We start from the raw sequence: 23,587 nt of genomic DNA, 5'->3' as shown, positions 1-23,587 counted from the left end.
AAATAAATAAAAATTACAAAATAAGATCCGGATTTTCGGGACCAAAATGTTTTAAGATAACAATAGGATCTGTCTTGGATGGGTTGCTAATACAAACACCTTCTAATGCAGCTTTTTCGCTCACAAAGAATTCATCATCAGTAAGTTGACCATATTTGATCAGTGCAGGAGTTTCAATATCCCATACACCAAATTTACCATGTCCCTGCATGACGATCATTCCATAGCAGGCGCTATCTTTAATAGTTACTGTTTGTCCCGGTAAGACCGTTAACTCTTTTGCACTGAATGCAGCAGACCGATAGCAAATCCAGTTCTCGATATATCCCTCTGCTTCCATTTGTTTAACAGGTTTTACAGGCTTTGGAAGCATAAAACGAGTTTCCAATATATTAGGATTAACGTTCAGGTCCCAGTCAATAACTTCCATCAATTGATCAAAATCACCTATTCTGTCCTTTGGAGTTCCATTCCACAATAATTCTTCAGGAATGATCGCTTCATTAACCAGTGACTGGTACATCGCAAAAACATCTGATGCTTTCTGAGGCTCATAGGTACACATACTTCCTGGTGCATGAAGCATCCCGGGAGGAACATCCCATCCGGTTCCCGGCTCCAGTTTAAATGCCTGTGAGTAGGTAGTCAGTTTATTGTCGCCTTTGGTAAAATTAACCAGACATTCCCGAATCTGCTCTTTAGTTGTACCCGGAGCAATTCCAAAAAAGGTGTAAGGAAAGTCGCCACCATGATTGTTCAATTGAGGCGGAAAATAATAAGCTTCAGGCTTACCTTTCTGACCGATTTTTGCAGCATGCTCATCATTATGATGAATATGGTGGGGCAAAGGACCCATATTGTCAAAAAACTTGGAATACATGGGCCAGCTTTTATGTTCATCCCATAAGCGATCTCCGATTATTTCGCCCTTAAGCTCATCAATGGCATCTTTCAATAAAAATTGTTCGTCTTTACCTCCCTCATTGATTACTACAGCACTTAATCCTTCATTCTTGCCTGTCAAAGGACCGTTTTGAGCTGGCGTAGTGGAAGACAGCCATCGTTCATCAATACCGCCCCTTTGGCCTCCCAACACATAATAATCATCCGGGTGTAACTTGATCCTTCTTCCCGGTACACAAAATGAACGTGGTACCCAGGTAGGTGCTAACCTTAATATCCCTTTTCCTTGTTCTAATGCTTTCTTTGCTAAGCTCATATTCTAATTTAAATGTTTATAAGGCTTAAATCTGTGTCTGATCAGCCTGTTTATTATTAAATACCTCTATTTCTAATGTATATTTTTTTGTCTCTCCCGGGGCCAGCTGAATTAATTCATTCTGAAGTCTTGCCTGGCTTTGTCCGATTGGCGGATTTGTTCCAGGCTCAAGTCCTACAACATATTCCCCTTTCCCGAAATGCTGCCAATTGGTTAAGCAGGGTAATTGTTTTTTCTGAAATTTTAAGTTGATACTTAGTCCAATTCCCGAGTTTTCAAGTCCGCAGGTACAAAATCCATCTTTATCTGAATACAGATCAATAAAAGCAGCTTCTTCTCCACCACCCTGATGATCATCGAGAGGTGGCGGGCATGTCTTGAAATCATTGCCTTCGCGGAATATTTTATTTGGATTGCCATCCCGAGCTTTCCATGTTCCATTCCATACTATTTTTGTGCCCTCATCAATTAAAGGCCAGCCAAAATTACAGTGATACAAAAGCATGTGCGCTGCTTCCGTATTGCCTCTGTTGATCACTTCATCATGAATGCGGATCACTGATTTTCCAAGAGTGGCAGAAATAGTACGTCTCAGTTCCAGCCTGCTGCCAAGTGCTTGAGACTGTTTAATTATTCCTGTTATACTCATATCCATATTCCCGGATAGAGGATCAGGCTGTATGACCGACTCTATTTCTGCTGGCAGGTTGCTGATCTGTCCGTGAATTCCGCGTTCTCCAAATTCATCACTTTCTGGTCCGCCTACATGACTTAATCCGCAGGTAACGAGTAATCCTCCTCCAAAAGTTCGCAGCCAGTCAATACCTTTATCAGATAGGGGCTGTGCAGCAGTGATCCCTGAATGGCTCAGCCATGCCAGACTATGCTCATTATAAAAGGCATCGGCAATATCCATGGCACGATCGATCACCACCTTGAAGCGTAATCCGGTTCCGGTATTGATCCATGCGATGCGGGTTCCGCGACCTGCACCATTATCTATCACAGAGGTTTCAATACCTCCCAACTGGGCGGTATTAGATATTTTATTATGCCAGACTTGATGTATCAAACTTAGTTCTCCTGATCAATTATTTAATACTCTTTGGCTTATAGATCGCATGATCCTTATTTGATCCTGACACCAGATAGGCCATCAGATCTTTCAGTTCTTCCTTATTCAAGCCATTGATCATACCGGGATACATAGATGACACATCAGAAATTCTTGTTCTCACAACATTTTTCTTAAGCACCTCACGCATGGTTTGTGGTGCAAATGGATTTTGGGAAATATAATATTTTTCGCTGTCTTCATTTTTTAGCCTTCCGGTTACCGAGCCGCCATCTTTCAGGTAGTAAGAAGTGTAAGCATACTGATCAGAAATTACTTTATTGGGTTCAAGAATTGACTCAAGAATATCTCTGGCAGAGAAACGTGTACCTAATTGAGTTAACGCAGGGCCAACAGCACCACCTTCACCCTTCATATTATGACAGGAAATACATTGGGTTGCACTGAACAGCATTTTACCTTGTTCAAAGTTTCTGTCGGTTGAGTCATTTTGAACAAATTTTAGTGCTTCATCAATTTTCCAGGTTCTTCCCGGACCTTTAGGGCTTCCTGCACTGGCCAGTTTCATGCCATTATTAGTCAGTAATTCATTGCCCGAAATTTTATTATAATGCTCGAATTGATTCTGAGGGAGATTAGCTAAAGCCATTTTGCGCGCCTTATCGATAAAACCGATAAAACTATTACCCCCTTTATATCCAAATGCGGTATAATACCATTTGAAATATTTTTCCCTTAATTCTGTTGTCCAGCCATTTTTTGCTTCACTTAATGCCGTTACGTAATAGATCTGCTGTGCAGGTGGGGTTTTAGCTAACATTCCTGCAATGTCAAGTCCGTATTGAGGATTACGCAGGATTAAGTCTGAAGACTGCATGAAAGATTTTTGGTCATCCACATCCAGAACGACTCCATCAAGTAATGCCAGTGTTTTTTGAACGACTAAAGGGTCATCTAAGGCTACTAAAACCTTGCTGAAGGAGCGATTCAATTCATTACTTTTTGCAGGATAGAATTGATTTAAATAACTGCTTAATTTAACTTTTTCAGCATCATAGGGTTTACCCATTCTTGAAATTATCAACTCATAGGCTCTTAGAACATCTATTTGTTGAGATTTAGGTAATAGATTGAAGTTTATGTTCATCAATGCATTGATCATCCTGACTTGTAAACCTCTGTTACCTGTTCTGGCCATAGCAATCATAGCTTGAGTAAGTATCTGTGGGTCTTTTTCTATGAATGCTCTTTCCTGCCATTGACTAATAGGCTGGTGCTCCATGGCAATGCGGGCAGCATAACGAATATAACGATCACTATTTTTCATGTTAGGCCATGCCATGCCAATTGCTAACTTGTTTGGTGCACCATGAAAAGTTTCTAATCGTCTTCTTAAATTTCGTGCCTGGACTATATCTGCGGAGGTTTTTGAAATTATTGGAGCATTTGGCAATTTATTGTCGCCATAATAAACACGGTACAAGTCTGAATCAAGTTTTCGGCCTCCTGTTAAAAAGTACATCGCACCATCTGGTCCGATGATACCATCAGTAAGAGGTAAAGGAGCTCCAGAGATGAATTCTTCAGCACTTGCCTTGTAGGATGATCCGCTTGGTGTTAGTTGAACGGCATAAATGATACCGAAACTCCAGTCAAAGGCAAAAAGACCTTTACGATATTTTTCCGGAAAACGTGCATTATTGCCACTGAAAAGGCTGGTAGGGGAGCCCTGCCCGATATTTAATATGGCCGGTAAATTATCCGGATAAGCTGGTGACCACTTACTGTTTCCTGTGCGCCATCCAAACTCGCTGCCACTTGTAGAATGGCTGATACGTGTTGGTCTGTACCATGGCATACCAAAATCCCATTCCATGTCAGCATCATAAACAAACATATCGCCAACCTCATTAAATGCAAGATCAAATGCATTTCTGTAACCTGCGCTGATAAGTTCCCAATTTGTTCCTTCAGGATTTATTTTTACAACGAAACCTCCCGGGGCCATACGATCGTTTGCATGTCCGTTAGGGTCTTTTATTAAAGGGAATAAATTATCTTCCTGCCAGGTTTCAGGCAAACGATAGGCATCCATTTTTGGAACATCCACATGGTTTCCGGCAATGAGATGAATAGATTTCTTATCCGGGGAAATAACCATACTGTGTGGTCCATGCTCACCACCAGGGGTAACCAGATCCTTGAGTAAAGTAATTTGATCGTACTGGTCATCATTGTTGGTGTCCTGTAGGCGATAAAGGCCGCTGCCCTTAGCCATCGAGGTGTCACTTTTATGGTTAACCATCACGTAGAGGCTATTAAATGCATACAATAAGCCTTGAGCATATCCCATTTTTATCTTGGCGGAAGAGGTATCTCCGGTAATCTTTAGCTCCAGTTTTTCAACTATTACTTTTGATTTAACGGCATCTGTTCCAATTGGGGGTATGGTTAAACGGTACAAATATCCATATTGATCACAAGCGATCATTCTGCCCTTATTATCGAAGGTCATGGCTACCCATGAACCGTTTTTGCTTTCAGAGGGACTGTATAAATGTTCTGCTTTGAAATTGGGCTGCAGCTTAAGCTTTTCAACTTTTGGATCTAATTCTCTGATCCTATCCCTGGTAGTTTCTTTTACATTGTCAATAAAAGAGATTCCCAGAAAAAAGACGATCACCAGCAATCCTGCTAGCTTTAAATACGTGTTCCGATTCATAATTTTATATCCTGCTGTTTTTAAGTATATCCTTTAGCATTGATTTTTTCTGTAGATTAAATATAGAATAAATCAGGAAAAGAATATCGGTCGTTAATTGCCAATCACAAATTATATATTAAAAATTGACTGTCTGTCCTGAGCTGTCATGGCCTAAGTATAATGTCACCCCTTCGGGGTTATAACCATATCATCATTTATGCGAAGAGTCCCATTTCAGCTTTTCCTAATCCGTCGGGGGTGGTGTAAAATGGCCTTTTTTCAACAACATAATGTGCATCTTCAGCAATACCAAGAGCATGGTAGATCGTTTGGTGGATCTGTTCGATCATGATAGGTTTTTCAACGGTTTTACAAGGGCGTTCATCAGCGGTTTTGCCATAAACACTTCCTTTTTTAATTCCGCCGCCAAACATTAAGATCGAACATCCATCGGTAAAGTGGCGGTGCATACCATAGTTTTTGATGTCATGAATAATGTCGGGCTGTGCAACTTGTTCTTCAACCTTTAGATCGGGTCGTCCTTCAACCATCATGTCTCTGCTAAACTCACTGGCCAATATGATCAGGGTGCGATCCAGATGACCGGATTTTTCCAGGTCTTTTACTAATTGGGAAACAGGTCCGTCGATTTGCTTTTTCATGTCAATTAAGCGCGTATGGCCATTGTCATGCGTATCCCAGCTTTTGAATGGTTCATATTCGGTGGTAACACTTATGAACCGGGCTCCCTGTTCTGTTAACCTGCGAGCCATCAAACAGCCTAAACCAAACTTTCCGGTATTGTAAATATCATAGCTTTCTTTGGGCTCTTTGCTCAGATCAAATGCAGCGGCTTCCGGCGATTTTAAGAGCATATAGGCCTGCTCCATCGATCTTCTTAAAGATTCTTTCTGATAGTCGCTGCCATACTCACCCATCGCACCCTTACTCATCAGATCATTATAAAGCTGGTTTCTTTTTTCAAACCTCATTGATGACATACCTAAAGGTGGTCTTACACTTTCCAAACCTGCGGATGGATCTGGTATCAGGAAAGGACCATATTCACTGCCCAGAAATCCGGCAGTATGGAAAGCTTTTAATTCTTCTCCTTCTCCCAGGGTAAACCGCTGACCGATATCTATGAAAGCAGGAATTACCGGATTTACAGATCCCAACTCCTTCGCAATCCAGGAGCCGATATGTGGCGCTGAGACCGATTGAGGTGGTTTATAGCATGTATGCCAGTGGTATTGGTGTCTGGAGTGTAAAATATGGCCCATATCTCCGGCTACATACGAGCGGATCACGGTGCCTTTATCCATTATAGACCCTATAGATTCCAGCCCTTCCGAAAATGAAACCCCATCCAGTATCGTGGGAACAGGCTTAAAGGTGCTTAGAACATCATTCGCATTCATTCCTTTTGAAAAAGGAGTAAATCTTTTTGGATCAAAGGTATCTGTATGAGCCATTCCTCCTGCCATCCAAAGCAGGATGACCGTATCGGCTTTGGAATTTGTTCTTCTGCTATTACAAGAGGACAATAAACTTGTTAAAGGAGCACCTGCTGCAAGTGCAGCGAGAGTAGCCGCACTGCTCTTTTTTATAAATTCCCTTCGGTTCCAATTATTATTCATGTCCAATAATTAATAGATGATTTGAAATTCAGGGAGCAGCATTACTGCCCAGAAAAGATCCTGTATGGAATCAGTCTCAGGTTTATCTCCTAATATTTTTTTAGCGACCTTGAATTCATTTGCCTGCACTTGACGTCCTAATGCCTGTTTATATACTTCTTTAATGATCGCATCACCATTCTTATATTTTAATTTCCAGTTTTCTGCACCTTTTCTGAGCATTGAATTGAATCTTTCGCCATTGGTGAGTTCGAGCGCCTGTAATAGATTTGCCTGTGATTCCCTACTCGTAGAGACTGTTTCTCTGTTTGGCCTGCCCAGTGCAGTTAGAAATGGATTGTTTACAACCAGAGATGCACGGGTGAAAAGCGGACTGGACTGACTGATGGCAGGAGTGAATACTGGTTTGTATCTGACCATTGAATCAGGGAAAAGTGTACCGAAAAGTGATGCTCCTGCATCTGCAAACTGTTCAGCTGTCATTCTTTTTCTCAATCTGCCGGTGAATTTGTATTCCTTGGCTACTATTTCATTGGGGTCTTTAAAACCTGCAGATGGAAGCTGGTAGGTATTGGAGGTAGTGATCAGGAAGATCAGTTCCTTGATATCGGATTTGTTTTGCTGAAAATTAAAGGCCATCCAATCCAGCATATCCTGACTCCAGGGTTCATTATCCATCATGTCAACTGGCTCAATAAAACCACGCCCCATGATCTGGGCCCACATCCTGTTGACCAGGGTACGATACAAACGGCCATTCTGCGGTTTTACCATGTTCTCTGCAAGCTGAGCCCTTTTAACAGATACTTTTGCCTTATTATCTATACTGCCCAGCTCCTTCCAGAGCATTCTGGCATCGGTATATTTACCGGTCGGTTTATCGCAACGATTTATTTCAAGAGTGGTGTCAGCAAAAATATTGGCGAATGCATAGGCATCATCAAGCTTCCAGTCGCTTATGAAACTGTTATGACAGGATGCACATTTTAAATTCAATCCTAAAAACACCTGAGATACGTTTTGTGCTGCCTGCATTTCTGTCCTTTGGCTTGCATTCACCACGCCCCGCCATTTAATACCTTCAACAAAACCTTTGGAGCTTTCATCCGGACTAACAAGTTCTTTTACAAATTGGTCATAGGGTTTATTTGATTTGATTGATTTGTATAACCAATCAGTAATGGCATAGCGCCCATTTGTAATATAGCCTGTTCCAGTATAATCATTCCTCAATGCATCATTCCAGAAAGTAAGCCAGTTTATGGCGTAGTCATCTTCGCGATCTAATAGTTTTCTACTCCAGATCGCTCGTTTATCAGGCCTGGTATCTTTGCTGAAAGCATCAATATCTTCCTGGCTGGGCAGTAATCCTATGATGTCCAGAAATATTCTTCTTAAATAGGTTCTGTCGTCAACAATTTTTGGCCAGGCAATTTTATTCTTTACGAAATACTGATTGGTCCATCTATCCACCGGATTCGTATGGATGCCTGAAGCAGGAGGAAGCGCCGGATTTCTCGGGGCAAGAGCAGCATTATTAAAAACTTCATTTTTATCTGGTCCGTCGGGCCATGGTGCACCTTGCTGTATCCAGAAATTGATTACAGCGACATCATTTGCTGAGAGTTTTTTGCCTTTGGAAGGCATTACATCTTCATGATTTGAAGGCAGGGTAATACGTCTGAATAGTTCACTCTCATTGATGTTTCCAGGTTTGATTACTTCTCCGTTTTCCCCGCCTTTAAAAACAAAATCCTTGCGGTCGAGTCTTAATTCACCCTTTACTTTTTCTTCTCCGTGACACTTATAGCAATTATGGGCAAATATGGCCCTCACTTTCAGATTGAGCTCCTTCTCCTGCGCTTTGCTCAAAGTGTCTTTATCTTTAGAAATTGAATTGATATCAAAGCTGATGTTTTCTGCATTTTCATAATCATCAGTCCAGGGTAAGGTACTTGAAAGGTAGTCATCACCATGGGTTAATGAAGCTCCTAAATGTCCGGCAAGTATCACCCCCAGAGCAGTCATAAACAAGGCAAAGCGATAGGTTTTGATAAGTAGAGTTTGATTTTTTACTAAAACTTTTTGATGCAGAAACCAAACAATAATTCCAAGGAAAGCAGTGCATATACCCAGCCACTGGTGTAAAATCAGATTTTCGCCATATTCAGCATTGCCCGACAGCAGGATTCCAAAAATTGCTGAAATCAGGGAAGAGACAATGCCTGCAATCAAAAGTATTTGAATGCCGGGCCGTAATGGAGAATTGAATTTTTTTATTGTACTAAGTTCAAGGATGGCTGTAAATAGGAGCAGAGCTACCGGAAAATGAACTGCTAAAGGGTGAAGTCGTCCAAAGAACCTCAAAAACCAGAAATTCTCAGGCGTCAGGGAAAGGAATGAATTGGCAGGAGCAAATTCATCATAAATCAAATGCAGCAAAAAGATTGACAGGAGTGTAATGAATAAGGCAATCAGCTTATTATTTCCGAGAAAATTATTTTTAGCATTGCTACTCATTGGCTCCTGAAAATGAATTGTTAAATAAATCTAATATTTATTCAGGAAATAATATAGTAAATAGCTTGGCTACCAAGTTAATTGCCTTTAAATTCTATCAGCACAATCGCTATTCCTCCCTTTGATTTTAACGGATCGCTCTGAAATCATTTATAAAAAGGAAAAGTGTTATGTCACTCATCATTTGACGGATAAAGTTTCAATAATTTCATCCTCTCATCGTCACAGGTAAACTGCCATTTTATTTCATCCTCCTAAGTATTCCGATGGGTTCGTCAAAGTATCTGTGGCATGACACCAGTACGGTCGCTAAATAGGCTCCAGCTTTAGCTGGGCTTAACGAGTTTGTTCGTTTTCGGGAATGGTAGATGTGGATTATTTATCGGCATTTTGGCGCTGAAGCACCAGTATTTGACCCGTTCTGGTCGCTTAAGTTTTGGGCTGAAGCCCGGTCTGAAAACCAAATCCTTACCCGGAGCTAAAGCACCGGGCTATTGAGCGATATGGCTATTCCAACACTCAGTATATTTTATTTAATCATGACACCAGTACGGTCGCTAAATAGGCTCCAGCTTTAGCTGGGGTTAACGAGTTTGTTCGTTTTCGGGAATGGTAGATTTATTATTTATCGGCATTTTGGCGCTGAAGCACCAGTATTTGACCCGTTCTGGTCGCTTAAGTTTTGGGCTGAAGCCCGGTCTGAAAACCGGATCCTTACCCGGAGCTAAAGCACCGGGCTATTGAGCGATATGGCTATTCCAACACTCAGTATATTTTATTCAATCATGACACCAGTACGGTCGCTAAATAGGCTCCAGCTTTAGCTGGGGTTAATGAGTTTGTTCGTTTTCGGGCTTCAGCCCAATATTCAGCAACATTTGAGGAAAATTACATTGGGCTTTAGCCCAATAGATAGAACATTAACCTCCTCTGATTTGATTGAACCCCAGTTTTTCAACAAAAGCCTTATATTCTTCTTCAAATGATTTTTTCTGATGATGCCTTTCCTGATTTTTAATGTATTCTCTTACAATTGCTAAATTGGATTCAGAAACAGAAATTGCCAGGTATTCATCCTGCCATTCAAATTTTGATGCGAACGAATTGGTAAATCCCCCTCTCAGGTTTATCCATCTCGAAGATTCTCCTTTGATAAGTTGTAGAACATCCTTAATACATTGATCGCTTTTTAAAGAAATAAGGCAATGGCAATGTTCATCATATCCGTTTATGGTATCTATATAAATATTTTTCTTTTTCGAATTTTCGCGAATGTGATCCCATAGCTCATTCCGGAATTCCGATGATTTTAGAAATGGGATTCGATTTTGTGTGCTCCAAACACAATGGATAGTTATTTTTATAAATGACATTGCAGGTATTTAGACTACAATATTTGAAAGTTTTGGAATAATAAAAAATCGGGTTAGGGAATGGTAGATTTGGATTATTTATCGGCATTTTCGCGCTGAAGCACCAGCATTTGTTCCGTTCCGGTCGCTTAGGTTTTGGGCTGAAGCCCGATCTGAAAATCGGATCTTCACCCGGAGCTAAAGCACCGGGCTATTATGCGATATGGATATTCCACCACTCAGTACTTTATTCAATCAGTTCAATTACCCATCATCCATTGTCATCTCACACATTAATTGACGGAGAACATTTCAATAAATTTACTGGCATTTTGGCGCTGAAGCACCATTATTTGTTCCGTTCTGGTCACTTAGGTTTTGGGCTGAAGCCCGATCTGAAAATCGGATCTTCACCCGGAGCTAAAGCACCGGGCTATTATGCGATATGGATATTCCACCACTCAGTATATTTTATTCAATCATGACACCAGTACGGTCGCTAAATAGGCTCCAGCTTTAGCTGGAGTCAATGAGATTGTTCGTTTTCGGGCTTCAGCCCAATATTCAGTAAGATGTGAAGAACTATTACATTGGGCTTTAGCCCGATCTGAAAATCAAATCCTTACCCGGAGCTAAAGCACCGGGCTATTGAGCGATATGGCTATTCCAACACTCAGTACTTTATTCAATCAATTCAATTACCCATCATCCAGTGTCATCTCACGCATTAATTGACGGAGAAAATTTCAATAAATTTACTCTTGTATAATCAAAGGTAAACTGCCATTTTATTTTAGCGTCCTTAGTATTCCAATCTATTCATCAAAGTATTTATGGCATGACAATAGTCCGGCTTTGGCCAGATCCTTTAAGGACTAATGATTGTTCATCCCGGCCATCAAAATTCAGCATCCTTCCGTACCGCTTCTTAGAAGCTTCGGAAAGGCTTATTATCTGCTTCGATATAAGCACAAATTAAGACCGTAAGAAACACATACTAAACACAGAGAAAACACAGATTTGTCCGCGTTTAGTCCGCGTTTAGTGTGCGTTTAGTGTGGGTTTAGTGTGGGTTTCCTATAATTCAGATACGAACAAAATAACAAGCTGTCTGCCAGTTGGTATTAAGGGATTCCGGGATATTTATGATGATAATAAGAAGGAGAATGGCATGCTGGTTTTACCTTACCAAAGCAGTGGCGCTGGTATCTTTTTTAGAAGAAGAGGGATTTTATATTTATCCTATTTAATCTTATGATTCAGGACAGGTTTAATTGCGAAAACTTACAAGTTTCCCGTTTTTTTAATCTAATTACTGATTCTATTTCAAATAGGAATCAACATCCTCTTTTGTCAGCAATTTGAATGGAATCAATAATTCCTTTTCAAATTGCTTACCCTGAGCGATCTTTACCGCTGTTTCAATTGCTCCGGCACCCTGCTTGCGGGCATCCTGAAAGACTGTGGCATCTAAATGGCCCTTTTTGACTGCCTGTAGTGCATCAGCAATTGCATCGATACTAACTACAATCACTTTGTCTTTCATCCCGGCATCTTGCAATGCTTTTACTGCGCCCAAGCCCATTTCATCGTTGTGGGCAAATACCGCATTGATTTTAGCGCCATAAGATTGAATCCAATTTTGCATCAGATCCATGCTTTTTGATCTGTCCCATTCTGCAGTTTGCTGGGCAATTAGTTTTAATTCAGGGTATTCTTTCAAAATCTCCTTTGCACCAAGCTCTCTTTGAATTTGTGCAGCCTGTCCATTTAATCCCTGAATCATCACAACATTCCCTTTTCCTCCCAGCTGGTCTGCAATGAATCTCATTGCAATTCTGCCGGATTCCAGATCATTTGATCCGACAAAGGCAGTTGGTGCTATTTTGGTGGCTGAGTTTACATTTACAATCGGGATGCCTGCAGCCAGGGCCTTGGTCACAGCAGGTGAACTAGCTTCATATTCACAAGGATTCAGAATAATAACATCCACTTTTTGGGCAATAAAACTCTCAATCTGTTCAATTTGCTTCAAAGGAGAACGTTCAGCATCCACAATAATCAATTCTGCACCTAATTCCTGTGCTTTTTTCTGCATTTCATCATTAATATTCACGATGAATTCATTTTGCATACTAAGCATCGATATTCCTATGACTATTTTATTTGCTTTGCTTTTTTCGCTGTTAGTTGATTGATTACATCCTGCAAATAATGCTACCAGTATGATTAAAATCAGATAAGAGTATTTCATTTTTTGTTTTTTTATGAATTTGATTTCTGGTTCAGGCTATCTAAAACTACTGCTCCGATGATGATGATTCCCATCACAACCTGTTGATAATAGGATGTGACATTAAGTAAATCTAAACCATTATTTATTACTCCAATTAGTAAAACGCCAATCAAAGTACCCGCCATACTTCCCCTGCCTCCGGAAGTGCTTGTCCCACCGATAACGACTGCAGCAATAGCATCTAATTCGAAGCCGGCTCCTGCATTAGGCTGGCCGGTATTGATCCTAGAGGCTAACAAAATGCCTGCTAAACCTGCCAATAATCCGGAGATGGAATATACAGCTAATTTTACCCGATCAATATTGATTCCGGAAGCTCTTGCAGCTTGTTCATTACCGCCAACAGCATAAATATACCTGCCTAAGATCGTTTTATTGAGGATAATTGAACAGAGTGCAAAAACAAGAATGAAAATTAGTATTAAAACAGGAATTCCTAAAACGGTACCACTTCCTAAATAATTAAAGGAGTCGGATAGGTTAGAAACCGGCCTGCCATCGCTTAGGATCAGGGCTAATCCCCGTCCGATGGTCATGGTGCCAAGCGTGACGATAAATGGAGCAATTTTGCTTTTTGTGATGATAAACCCATTGAAAGCACCCATAAGCAGACCCGCTAACAATCCCATGAAAATAGGAAGTAAAACAGGATAGGTATCAGGATGGGCAAGCATGGCAGATGTAACGCCGGTGACTGCAACTATTGATCCTAAAGAAAGATCGATTCCGCCAGTTATGATTACAAATGTTACTCCGAAGGCCAGCAGGGCATTGATTGAAACCTGTGTGACAATGATTGTCCAGTTGGATACGGTTAAGAATTGAGGTGTAATCAGGGAAATTAGAAGGCAAATAATGCCAAATACGATGAACAAACCGTATTGCCGGATGCTATTAATGTACTGCATAGTGCATGATCTTTTCTTGAGTTGCTTCCTGTTTGGTTAGGATAGCAGTTTGTTTTCCTTTTGATAAAACGAGGATCCTGTCACTCATTCCCAAAATTTCAGGTAATTCTGATGAGATGATTATTACCGCTAATCCATTGTTTGCCAATTGATTAATTAGCTTGTAGATTTCATGTTTCGCTCCAATATCAATTCCTCTTGTAGGTTCATCCAAAATAATTAGAGAGGGAGAGGCCAGTAAAACCTTAGCAATCACAACTTTTTGCTGATTTCCCCCACTGAGATTTATAACTTTTTGTTTAAGGCTTGCAGCTTTTATTTTTAGATCGCCAGCCATTTGGGAAGAGGCTTTAGTCTCATTTTTAGTTTGAATGAACCATCCTTTTGAATAATTTCTCAAACTTGAGAGACTAATATTTTCTATCACTGACAATTCCGGAATAAATCCTAATGATTTTCGGTCTTCACTGACATATCCAATGCCTATTTCTATTGCATCTTTTGGGGTTCTTATTTCTATTTTTTTGCCTTTTAGAATAATTTCACCGCTATCTGTTTTGTCTAATCCAAAAATAGCTCTTGCAATTTCAGTCCTGCCAGCACCCATTAAACCAGCTATTCCAAGTACTTCACGGGCATGGACTTCGAAATTAATATCAGAAAATTTGCCTTTTTTAGCTAGGCCCTGAACTTTTAAAATCACTTCACCGGGAACTCTTGAGTCTGCGGAAAATAAGTTTTTAATTTCCCGACCAACCATAAGTGAGATCAGGCTGTTTTTATTCAGTTCATTTGTGTTTTTTGTAATAATAAATTTGCCATCCCTCAGTACAGTAATTCGATCTGCGATCTGAAAGATCTCCTCCAGTTTATGAGAAATATAGATAATAGCTACGCCTTTGCTTTTTAGGTCTTTAATTATTTCAAAAAGCATTGCACTCTCCTTATCAGAGAGAGCAGAGGTGGGTTCGTCCATGATGATGACCTTTGCATGGTTAGAAATTGCTTTAGCGATCTCTATCAGCTGCAATTCGGCTATGCTCAGATTTTTTGCTTTGGTCCGGACATCGAGATCCAGTCCAATCAAATTCAGTAAATCCTGTGATCTTTGATTTATCTGCTGTTCATTAACCCAATATCCCTGTTTAATTTCCCGACCTAAAAAAATATTTTGAGCGACCGTTAATTCTGGGACCATTAATATTTCCTGGTGAATCATTGAGATGCCCTTTTGCAGCATTGTATGAACATCCATATTTTCGATGAGCTCCCCATTGAAATTAATTGTCCCGGAATCCGGAACCATGAGTCCCATTAAAATCTTCATGAATGTTGACTTTCCTGCCCCGTTTTCTCCCATCAGGGCATGGACCTCTCCCGGATAAAGGTCAAACTGAATGTTATCCAATGCCTTAATGCCCAAAAAAGATTTGTTCAGACCATTTACATGGATAATTTGTTCAGCAGCTTGAGACATCTCTATTCAAATTCGGATATTTTGTTGGAGATGAATGTACCGATTTGCAATTAATAAAAAAAAATCCCTGCTAAATGTAGCAGGGATTTTCTCATTTACTGGATTAAGATTGAACCTTACTGTCCGGCGCTAATGAATTTTGATTCAATAACTTTTAGGCGATCCTGTAATTTTTTATTCAGTTCCTTCTCTCCATTTTGCTCAGTGAGTTTTGAAAGTTCAGTCATTACATAAACTCCAAGCTGTATTTCACGCGTGTTCAGGTTTTCTTTTGTCTTTGCTATGGCAGCAAGATAATTCAGCTGATCTTCAATGTATTCTGCAGTATTGCTTACAAGTTCATTGGCTTTCTTTGGTTCTTTTAACTTATAAAGCAGGTCGGCCATATAGAATTTACGGATAGTAAAGTTTAGCGAATGATTTTTATCTGGAACTACTTCCATGCATTTCAGAAGGGCTTTTTTAGCCTCTTCAGTCCGACCTTCGCGATACAGATTTTCTGCAAGAATGTTAAAATGGTTGATGATGGTAAAGCTCATTCTTACTGATTCCGGATCAAGGTATGTGGCATTTTTCATATTGCCCCATTTAAACTTCGTCATCATGTTGTTATACATCTGATCCGTGTTTGTCAGTTCAGCTTTCTCGCCAGCAGCATCAACCTGAGGCTTTTTAAGCGGAAGAAGGCGATATGCAAAACCCTCATTATACAGGTAATCGCCAAGCCCCATATAATTATCATCCGGAACTGTGATTGCAAAATATACAGGGCGTTTCCAGTCGTTATGTGCAAGAATATCAATCAAAGCTAACTCTGTTTTTGTGACATAGTTTTTGTTATATGTCCATTCAATCGAGGGCACGATCAGATCTTTTTTATTTGCAGGAACTGTCTTGCTCGCAATGATCTGGTCAGGATTAATAGTGATCTTGAAATTTTTTGTAGGCAGGAAGTTTTCTTTTGATCCATCCTGATAGGTTGCTTTATCAGCATCATTATCTGAGGTCATGATATCAAAAATATCTTTCAGTTCAACTGCGCCTGCAGTGTTATAGTCCTGATATCCCATTACATCTCTTACTCCCTGAACAAATTTTTCATCAGGCATAGTAATTGGAAGAGGTTCAGCCTGGTTTACTTTCTTTTTCATTTGCCTGATATACCAATCGGTTCCCAGAAGACTAAGGTTAACCACTCTCACATCCGGCCTTACATTCTCAACTTCCTGAGCGTACCAGAGAGGGTAGGTATCATTATCACCATAAGTGAATAAAATGGCATTTGGCGCACAAGATTCGAGGTAATTTATTGCCATATCGCGGGCAGTAAATTTTGTTGAACGGTCGTGGTCGTTCCAGCCTTCTTTAGCCATTAAAACCGGTGCAGCCAGTAATCCGATCAAAGAAGCAAGAACAGCAGCTTTTGGAGCATTCAGTTTATTCCGGAGAAAATCTGTAATTCCGGCAACTCCCAATCCTATCCAGATGGCAAATGCATAAAATGAGCCCGTATAGGCATAATCACGTTCCCTTGGTTGCAGCGGATTTTGATTTAAATACAGAACGATTGCAAGTCCCGTAAAAAAGAATAATAATCCAACTATTCCTGCATCCTTTTGGTTCTGTTTAAAATGCCAGAATGCTCCTATAATACCCAGAATGAAAGGCAGGAAATAGAATTTATTGTAAGCGTTATTGGTTAACTGGCTTTTTGGCAGCTCATATTGTCCGCCCAGTAACATATTGTCAATGAAGCTTATGCCTGATAACCAGTTTCCATGGATATAATCCCCGTGTCCCTGTTCATCATTTTGTCTCCCGATGAAGTTCCATGCAAAATAGCGGGTATACATGAAGCTGGTTTGGTAGCTGATGAGGAAACCAAGGTTATTGAGGAATGTTGGCGACTGGTCTTCTTTTAAACCCATCCAGTCGCGATAGAAACCTACATGCTGAGGATCATCACTATACATTCTTGGCAGGAGGGTATTGCGGTCATACACACGCTCAAATTTCTGTCCTGCATTTTCATATTTCTCTTTTCCTTTGCGATAAATGATATCGCCTTGTTTATTATCAATAGGCTTTGAATCAAAAAATTGGCCATATAGCAATGGGCGGTCTCCGTATTGTTCCCTGTTTACATAACTCAATAATGAAAAAGCATTTTCAGGATCGCTATTGTTGAGTGTTGGATCTGCTTTTGCTCTTATTACGATCATTGCAAAGGAGCCATAACCGAAAATAATAAATACTATAGAGATCAGCGCGAGGTTCAATACTCTTCTTTTTTCACGGATCTTAAGAATGTATTCGAGACCGGCCAGAATGATCGCAGCAACTATTAAACCAGATATTCCACCTCCAATGGTCATTAACGCAACAAAAGATGTGACGGCAGTCAGAAGATAGGTTTTGCTTCCGTTTATGGTATATAGTATTCCTGAAACCAGGCTGACGATCACTAAAAAACTAAAGAATATAACACCAGTTCCAAAACCAAGTCCCAGAGTATTTACAAAAAACAGGTCTGAGTAGGCGGCAAATTTGATCGTATACTGAACAATACCATATTGAATGAATGCCAGAATAATTATCCCGGCCAGCAATGCCAGAAGGGTTCCTGTAGAAGTTCTTGTTTTTGATCTTCTGAAATAGTAGACCAATGCAATAGCAGGAATTGCGAGCAGGTTCAGAAGGTGTACACCTATTGAAAGCCCCATAACATAAGCTATAAATATTAACCATCTGTCTGAATAAGGTTCATCGGCATGCTGATCCCATTTTAAGATCGCCCAAAAAACGATTGCGGTACAAAGAGATGAAAGCGCATATACTTCGGCCTCTACAGCAGAGAACCAGAAAGAATCTGAGAAGGTATAAGCTAATGCACCAACAAGGCCGGAACCCATAATAGTGATCAGCTCCCAGTTGGAAAGCTTCTCGCCATTCTTCCAAAGTACTTTTTTTGCCAGGGCAGTGATGGTCCAGAACAGGAAAAGAATAGTCGCAGCACTTGCCATGGCAGAACACATATTTATCCAAAAGGCAACCCTGCTGGTATCGTCGCCTGCAAGCAGAGAAAATACTTTTCCAAGCATCAGGAACAATGGTGCACCCGGTTGATGAACAACCTGAAGTTTATAGGCAGAGGCGATGAATTCACCTGAATCCCAAAAACTTGCGGATGGTTCAAGCGTTAAGGTATAGACAATCAGGGCTGTCAAAAAGCTGAACCAGCCTAATAAATTGTTGATTTTGTTATAGTTCATGGATTCAAGATCAATAATATTGCTGCCGAAATTAGTGAAATTATTATTATTCGCTGAAGAAAGAGGCTATCCTTTAACACTTATTAACATGTTTTGGCCTTCAGAATAATAAATAACAAAATTTTCAATTTGATTTGCAGTTAATGGTATATCGCAGTATATTTGCATTCCATTTCAAAAGGAGCTTCTTTTTGAATTTGATTGCCCGATAGTATAATGGTAGTACAACTGTTTTTGGTGCAGTTTGTCTAGGTTCGAATCCTGGTCGGGCAACCAATAAAAATTTCGAGTTTCGGAATTGCACATTTAAAGATCGCTTTGCGGTTTACTTATTAACATATTTGTGTCCTTTTAGGCATTAATCCGAAATTATTATTTCGAAATCCGAAACAAAATGGCTCTTTCCTTCAATCCAATCAAATTATTTGCTGGCTCCGGAACACTTGAACTCGCTAAGAATATTGGTGAAAGTTATGGAATTAAGTTAGGGGATATTTCTTTATCGAAATTTAGTGATGGCGAATTTCAGCCTCATTTTAATGAAACAGTTCGCGGTTGTGATGTGTTTCTAATCCAATCTACCAATCAGCCAAATGATAATCTTGTTGAGCTTCTATTGATGATAGATGCGGCCAAGAGGGCTTCAGCACATTATATTACTGTAGTAGTTCCTTATTTCGGCTTTGCAAGACAGGATAGAAAAGACAAACCACGTGTTGCGATCGGAGCCAAGTTAATGGCTAACCTGATCACTGCAGCAGGTGCACACAGGATCATGACAATGGATCTTCATGCTGCTCAGATTCAGGGATTCTTCGATATACCTGTAGATCATCTGGATGCTTCGGTAATATTTGTTCCGCATATTAAAAATTTGAATCTTCCGAATCTAACTATAGCCTCACCAGACATGGGTGGTTCATACCGGGCAAGGACATTTGCAAAATATTTCAATGCAGAAGTTGTGATCTGTGATAAACAGAGAAAAAGAGCCAACGAAATTGAATCTATGTCGATCATTGGTGATGTTACCGGTAGGGATGTAGTTCTTATGGATGATATTTGTGATACAGCCCGAACATTAGCAAAGGCTGCAGAACTGATCATGGAAAATGGTGCCAGCAGTGTTAGAGCGGTTTGTACTCACCCTGTATTATCAGGTGATGCATATAAAACTGTAGAGGATTCAGCCTTAACAGAGTTGATCGTTACAGATACAATTGCATCGGTTAAATCAAGTGCTAAGATCAGAGTCTTGTCAACAGCGGATCTTTTCAGCAGAGCTATTGCAAATGTAAATGAGCATGGTTCTATTAGTGAGCTTTTTAAGATAGATTAAGGGACAAGACCCGATAGCTATCGGGTCAAGATTGAAAATATTAGATTGTTAGGTTTTCTGACATCTAAATACAAACAAAAATAAATAATTATGAAATCAATTGCTATTAGCGGTTCTCCAAGAGAGAACGTAGGGAAAAGAGACGCAAAAGAGCTGCGTTATCAGGGATTAGTTCCTGCAGTTCTTTATGGTGGAAAAAATCAGATCCACTTTTCTGTGTCTGCAGCTGATTTGAAAGCTCTGGTGTACACACCGGAAGTTTCATTCGTTGCTTTGGAAATTGGTAGTGTGAAAGCACAGGCCATCATTCAGGATGTTAATTTCCATCCATTAACTGATTTACCTTTACATGTAGACTTTTTAGAATTAGATGAAAAGAAACCAGTAGTTATGCAGATCCCTGTAAAACTAACCGGTACTTCACCTGGTGTTAAAATTGGTGGTAAGTTAATTCAGAAATTACGTAAACTTCGTGTTAAGGCATTGCCAAAAGATATGCCTCAATATGTTGAAGTTAGTATCACTAAACTTGAAGTTGGTAAATCTGTTGGTGTTGGAGAATTGAAGTTCGATAACTTCAAAATCACTAACAACCCTGAGGATACTATCGTTTCAGTTACTATGTCTCGTGCATTAAAACAAGCTGAGAACGAATCCAAAAAATAATTTAGTTTAAAAATTTTTTGATCAGCAGTGCAGGAGAAACCTGCACTGCTTTTTTTATATAGTACAATTAGCTTTTTTTGAAAGCTTTCTGCCATATTTGTTACAAATGAAGTATTTGATCATAGGCTTAGGGAATATCGGACCAGAGTATGCCGACACCAGGCATAATATAGGTTTTATGGTTGCAGATGAATTTGCAAAGCAGGCACACTCTTCCTTTTTTAATATGCGGCTTGCATATTATACGGAGTTCACTTATAAAAGCCGTAATATTTTTGTGATTAAACCTACTACTTATATGAATCTTAGTGGTAAGGCAGTAAATTACTGGATGCAGGAGCTTCGAATCCCTAAAGAAAACATATTAGTTGTTGTTGATGATCTGGCTTTGCCTTTCGGTACGATCAGACTAAAGCCAAAAGGAAGTCCGGCGGGCCATAATGGTTTAAAGAGCATTGAAGCAATGATAGGAAGTGCAGATTATCCCAGATTACGCTTTGGTATCGGAGATAGCTTTCCTAAAGGAAGGCAGGTTGATTATGTACTGAGCGGGTTTGATCCGGATGAGCAAAAAGAACTTCCCGCTCTTATTGATCGTTCTATTGAGTTTATTCAAAGCTTCGTCACTGCCGGTACTGAACTAACAATGACCCGTTTTAATAAGTGATCAATAATTGATCTATACACATATACTGATTTTACTGAAATTGAAAATGAAAATTTACGGAATCCCTAATTGTAATACGGTAAAAAAAACACTCGATTGGTTCAAACTTCATCAGATTAATTATGAATTTCATGATTTCAAGAAGCTTGGGATCAGTAATGATAAGCTGGAAGAATGGACAGAGAAGCTAGGTTGGGAGACATTGCTCAATAAGCGCGGTACAACCTGGAAAATGCTTGATGCAGAACTTCAGAAATCTATTGTTTCTAAAGAAACAGCATTCAAGCTGATGCAGGAAAAAACCAGTGTTATTAAACGACCAGTTATAGAAACCGGATCTGGTTCTATTATTCTGGGGTATAATGAAGAGCAGCTGTCAGAGCTTTTTAAATAGGTATATAATAGTAATCTTTAAACTTAGAACACTTCTCTCTTTCTAAATTAATTTCAAATGAATAAACTAAAATTTTTAACCTTCCTTTTTGCTGCTATCAGTATTTTATCTCCGGTTTGGGCACAGACAGTAAATCAAGCTGAAGTTTCGGTCAATAGTTATAATTATAATGATGCATTCGGGCCATTGTTCTATACAAAAAATGGGAATGAATATAGGTCTGCCGGCGGTCAGCCAGGTCCTAAATATTGGCAAAACCGTGCCGATTATAAATTATCTGTAAGATTAAATGATCAGACGAATGAGATTTCCGGTACCGAGTTAATAACCTACACCAATAACAGTCCCGATAAGTTAGCTTTTATCTGGATGCAGCTCGACCAGAATTTGTTCAAGAGTGATTCACGAGGTACTGCTATAATCCCACCAACAGGAAGTCGTAATGGTGCACGCGGACAAAAATTTGACGGTGGATACACCATAAAATCTGTAAAGCTTATATCGGTTGAAAAAGGCAAAACGACTGAGTCGGCTGCTGAATTTTTAATTGAAGATACCAGAATGCAAATTTATCTTCCTTCTGCACTTTCAGCAGGTGGTGGGCAGCTAAAGTTAAAGATCGAGTATTCATTTGTCTCGCCTGACTATGGTTCTGACCGAATGGGTATTTTAAATACTAAGAATGGCAAAATATTTTCAGTTGCTCAATGGTATCCAAGAATGTGTGTTTATGATGATGTTTTAGGTTGGAACACATTGCCTTATACAGGTCCTAGTGAGTTTTACCTGGAGTATGGTGATTATGATATCAGTATTACAGTGCCTTCTAATCATATTGTAGTGAGTTCTGGTGAACTGACAAATCCTCAGGATGTGTATACTCTTGAGCAGCAACAACGATGGAAAGCTGCGGCTCAGAGTGATAAGACTGTGATTATCAGAGCTGCCTCTGAGGTTGGCGATCCAAAATCCCGCCCTTCAGGTAAGCAGGAACTGACCTGGAATTTCAAGTTAAAGAATGCACGTGACGCTGCATGGGCTTCATCTGCGGCATTTATTATAGATGCGGCTAGAATGAATCTGCCCAGCGGTAAAAAGTCGATGGCTATATCAGCATATCCCGAAGAAAGTGATGGAAATGATGCCTGGGGTCGTTCAACTGAATATACTAAAGCATCCAATGAATTCAATTCAAAAAAGTGGCTTGAATTTCCTTATCCGGCTGCTACCAATGTAGCTTCGGTTGCAGGTGGTATGGAATACCCTGGTATTGTTTTTTGTGGCGCAAGAGCAAAATCGGCTGGTCTGTGGGGAGTAACGGATCATGAATTTGGCCATACCTGGTTCCCTATGATCGTAGGTTCTAATGAACGTTTATTTGCCTGGATGGATGAGGGCTTTAATACCTTTATCAATTCCCTGGCTTCAAAAGACTTTAATGGTGGTGAATATAAGCCAAGACCAACAGATATGCATAACCTTGGTAAAGCAATAACAAGCGATGCCTATGAGCCGGTTATGAGTAGTCCTGATAATATGAAGGAAAGAAATATTGGTATACTGGCTTATTACAAGCCAGCCATTGGCTTGACATTATTACGTGAACAGGTTTTAGGACCCGAGCGATTTGACAGAGCCTTTAAAACCTACATTGAGCGCTGGGCCTATAAGCATCCAACACCAGATGATTTCTTCCGCACAATCGAGAACGTAGCCGGTGAAAATCTGAACTGGTTCTGGAGAGGGTGGTACATAAACAACTGGAAACTTGATCAGGCAGTTACAGATGTGAAATATGTGAAAAATGATCCTGCGCAGGGTGTTTTAATCACTATTGAAAATCTTGAGAAAATGCCTATGCCAGTTATCCTGGAAATAAAAACAAAAAGTGGTAAGGTAAGCAGGTTAAAACTTCCTGTTGAAGTTTGGCAGCGTAATAAGCAATGGACATTTATTTATCCTTCAGATGAAGAGATCGTATCAGTAGTTTCAGATCCGGATAAGGTGCTTCCTGATTCCAATTCAGCAAATAACAGCTGGACTTCAGTCAAATAATAG

General features: G+C 39.9%; 16 protein-coding genes and 1 tRNA gene. 7 read left to right on the top strand and 10 right to left on the bottom strand.

The features are described from left to right. Window positions 1-13 precede the first annotated feature (13 nt). The 6 genes from BLR27_RS14855 to tnpA form a co-directional block, all read right to left on the bottom strand. Window positions 14-1,219 (bottom strand): class I mannose-6-phosphate isomerase, encoded by a 1,206-nt coding sequence (locus BLR27_RS14855; RefSeq protein ID WP_090706184.1) that lies wholly within the window; start codon window positions 1,217-1,219, stop codon window positions 14-16. Window positions 1,220-1,244: 25 nt separating this feature from the next. Then, entirely contained in the window at window positions 1,245-2,291 is a 1,047-nt protein-coding gene (locus tag BLR27_RS14850; protein WP_090706182.1) for an aldose 1-epimerase family protein, read from the bottom strand. A gap of 19 nt (window positions 2,292-2,310) precedes the next feature. Further along, the gene (locus BLR27_RS14845; protein WP_090706181.1) at window positions 2,311-5,016 is read right to left on the bottom strand and encodes a c-type cytochrome; all 2,706 of its coding nucleotides are present in this window, start codon (window positions 5,014-5,016) and stop codon (window positions 2,311-2,313) included. Window positions 5,017-5,213: 197 nt separating this feature from the next. Next, window positions 5,214-6,638 (bottom strand): DUF1501 domain-containing protein, encoded by a 1,425-nt coding sequence (locus tag BLR27_RS14840; RefSeq protein WP_090706179.1) that lies wholly within the window; start codon window positions 6,636-6,638, stop codon window positions 5,214-5,216. 9 nt (window positions 6,639-6,647) lie between these two features. Continuing rightward, window positions 6,648-9,158 carry a DUF1549 domain-containing protein gene (locus BLR27_RS14835; protein ID WP_090706178.1) on the bottom strand — a complete coding sequence of 837 codons (2,511 nt, stop codon included), beginning with the start codon at window positions 9,156-9,158 and terminating at the stop codon, window positions 6,648-6,650. 920 nt (window positions 9,159-10,078) lie between these two features. Beyond that, window positions 10,079-10,531 (bottom strand): IS200/IS605 family transposase, encoded by a 453-nt coding sequence (tnpA, locus tag BLR27_RS14830; RefSeq protein ID WP_090706176.1) that lies wholly within the window; start codon window positions 10,529-10,531, stop codon window positions 10,079-10,081. A gap of 110 nt (window positions 10,532-10,641) precedes the next feature. Here tnpA and BLR27_RS14825 point away from each other — a divergent pair, with 110 nt between their 5' ends. Further along, the gene (locus BLR27_RS14825) at window positions 10,642-10,995 is read left to right on the top strand and encodes a hypothetical protein (protein WP_090706174.1); all 354 of its coding nucleotides are present in this window, start codon (window positions 10,642-10,644) and stop codon (window positions 10,993-10,995) included. Between the two features lie 836 nt (window positions 10,996-11,831). Here the strand turns inward: BLR27_RS14825 and BLR27_RS14815 are convergent. The 4 genes from BLR27_RS14815 to BLR27_RS14800 form a co-directional block, all read right to left on the bottom strand. Then, window positions 11,832-12,764, bottom strand: coding sequence for a substrate-binding domain-containing protein (locus tag BLR27_RS14815; RefSeq protein WP_090706170.1), 933 nt, complete (start codon window positions 12,762-12,764; stop codon window positions 11,832-11,834). An 11-nt stretch (window positions 12,765-12,775) separates the two neighbouring features. After that, window positions 12,776-13,714, bottom strand: coding sequence for an ABC transporter permease (locus BLR27_RS14810; RefSeq protein ID WP_090706169.1), 939 nt, complete (start codon window positions 13,712-13,714; stop codon window positions 12,776-12,778). Next, window positions 13,701-15,191: a sugar ABC transporter ATP-binding protein gene (locus BLR27_RS14805; protein WP_090706167.1), complete on the bottom strand. Its 1,491-nt coding sequence runs from the start codon at window positions 15,189-15,191 to the stop codon at window positions 13,701-13,703. The genes BLR27_RS14810 and BLR27_RS14805 overlap by 14 nt, the downstream gene beginning before the upstream one ends. A gap of 116 nt (window positions 15,192-15,307) precedes the next feature. Next, window positions 15,308-18,463, bottom strand: a complete 3,156-nt coding sequence (locus BLR27_RS14800; protein WP_090706166.1) for a protein O-mannosyl-transferase family — start codon at window positions 18,461-18,463, stop codon at window positions 15,308-15,310. A 202-nt stretch (window positions 18,464-18,665) separates the two neighbouring features. Here BLR27_RS14800 and BLR27_RS14795 point away from each other — a divergent pair. The 6 genes from BLR27_RS14795 to BLR27_RS14770 all read left to right on the top strand — a co-directional run bounded on the left by BLR27_RS14795 (window position 18,666) and on the right by BLR27_RS14770 (window position 23,584). Beyond that, a tRNA-Gln gene (locus BLR27_RS14795) sits at window positions 18,666-18,739 on the top strand. 118 nt (window positions 18,740-18,857) lie between these two features. Continuing rightward, window positions 18,858-19,802, top strand: coding sequence for a ribose-phosphate pyrophosphokinase (locus BLR27_RS14790; protein WP_090706164.1), 945 nt, complete (start codon window positions 18,858-18,860; stop codon window positions 19,800-19,802). A 90-nt stretch (window positions 19,803-19,892) separates the two neighbouring features. After that, window positions 19,893-20,468 (top strand): 50S ribosomal protein L25/general stress protein Ctc, encoded by a 576-nt coding sequence (locus tag BLR27_RS14785; protein WP_090706163.1) that lies wholly within the window; start codon window positions 19,893-19,895, stop codon window positions 20,466-20,468. 106 nt (window positions 20,469-20,574) lie between these two features. Then, a complete protein-coding gene (gene pth / locus BLR27_RS14780; RefSeq protein ID WP_090706161.1) occupies window positions 20,575-21,135 on the top strand; it encodes an aminoacyl-tRNA hydrolase in 561 nt (186 codons plus the stop codon). Between the two features lie 46 nt (window positions 21,136-21,181). Further along, on the top strand, window positions 21,182-21,529 hold the full coding sequence (locus tag BLR27_RS14775) for a Spx/MgsR family RNA polymerase-binding regulatory protein (protein ID WP_090706218.1): 348 nt from the start codon (window positions 21,182-21,184) through the stop codon (window positions 21,527-21,529). A gap of 57 nt (window positions 21,530-21,586) precedes the next feature. Further along, window positions 21,587-23,584 carry a M1 family metallopeptidase gene (locus tag BLR27_RS14770; protein WP_176767714.1) on the top strand — a complete coding sequence of 666 codons (1,998 nt, stop codon included), beginning with the start codon at window positions 21,587-21,589 and terminating at the stop codon, window positions 23,582-23,584. Window positions 23,585-23,587: the final 3 nt, after the last annotated feature.

It is taken from the genome of Daejeonella rubra (assembly GCF_900103545.1).
Classification (GTDB): Bacteria; Bacteroidota; Bacteroidia; order Sphingobacteriales; family Sphingobacteriaceae; genus Daejeonella; species Daejeonella rubra.
The sequence above is the reverse complement of the archived record's forward strand: the minus strand, read 5'-3'. Positions and strand labels throughout refer to the sequence as shown.

Bases quoted from the DNA above. Each gene is read 5' to 3' on its own strand.
- BLR27_RS14835 (WP_090706178.1), bottom strand. From the start codon at position 9,158: ATGAGTAGCAATGCTAAAAATAATTTTCTCGGAAATAATAAGCTGATT.
- BLR27_RS14785 (WP_090706163.1), top strand. From the start codon at position 19,893: ATGAAATCAATTGCTATTAGCGGTTCTCCAAGAGAGAACGTAGGGAAA.
- BLR27_RS14805 (WP_090706167.1), bottom strand. From the start codon at position 15,191: ATGTCTCAAGCTGCTGAACAAATTATCCATGTAAATGGTCTGAACAAA.
- BLR27_RS14840 (WP_090706179.1), bottom strand. From the start codon at position 6,638: ATGAATAATAATTGGAACCGAAGGGAATTTATAAAAAAGAGCAGTGCG.
- BLR27_RS14800 (WP_090706166.1), bottom strand. From the start codon at position 18,463: ATGAACTATAACAAAATCAACAATTTATTAGGCTGGTTCAGCTTTTTG.
- pth (WP_090706161.1), top strand. From the start codon at position 20,575: ATGAAGTATTTGATCATAGGCTTAGGGAATATCGGACCAGAGTATGCC.
- BLR27_RS14775 (WP_090706218.1), top strand. From the start codon at position 21,182: ATGAAAATTTACGGAATCCCTAATTGTAATACGGTAAAAAAAACACTC.
- BLR27_RS14770 (WP_176767714.1), top strand. From the start codon at position 21,587: ATGAATAAACTAAAATTTTTAACCTTCCTTTTTGCTGCTATCAGTATT.
- BLR27_RS14810 (WP_090706169.1), bottom strand. From the start codon at position 13,714: ATGCAGTACATTAATAGCATCCGGCAATACGGTTTGTTCATCGTATTT.
- BLR27_RS14855 (WP_090706184.1), bottom strand. From the start codon at position 1,219: ATGAGCTTAGCAAAGAAAGCATTAGAACAAGGAAAAGGGATATTAAGG.
- tnpA (WP_090706176.1), bottom strand. From the start codon at position 10,531: ATGTCATTTATAAAAATAACTATCCATTGTGTTTGGAGCACACAAAAT.
- BLR27_RS14790 (WP_090706164.1), top strand. From the start codon at position 18,858: ATGGCTCTTTCCTTCAATCCAATCAAATTATTTGCTGGCTCCGGAACA.
- BLR27_RS14845 (WP_090706181.1), bottom strand. From the start codon at position 5,016: ATGAATCGGAACACGTATTTAAAGCTAGCAGGATTGCTGGTGATCGTC.
- BLR27_RS14815 (WP_090706170.1), bottom strand. From the start codon at position 12,764: ATGAAATACTCTTATCTGATTTTAATCATACTGGTAGCATTATTTGCA.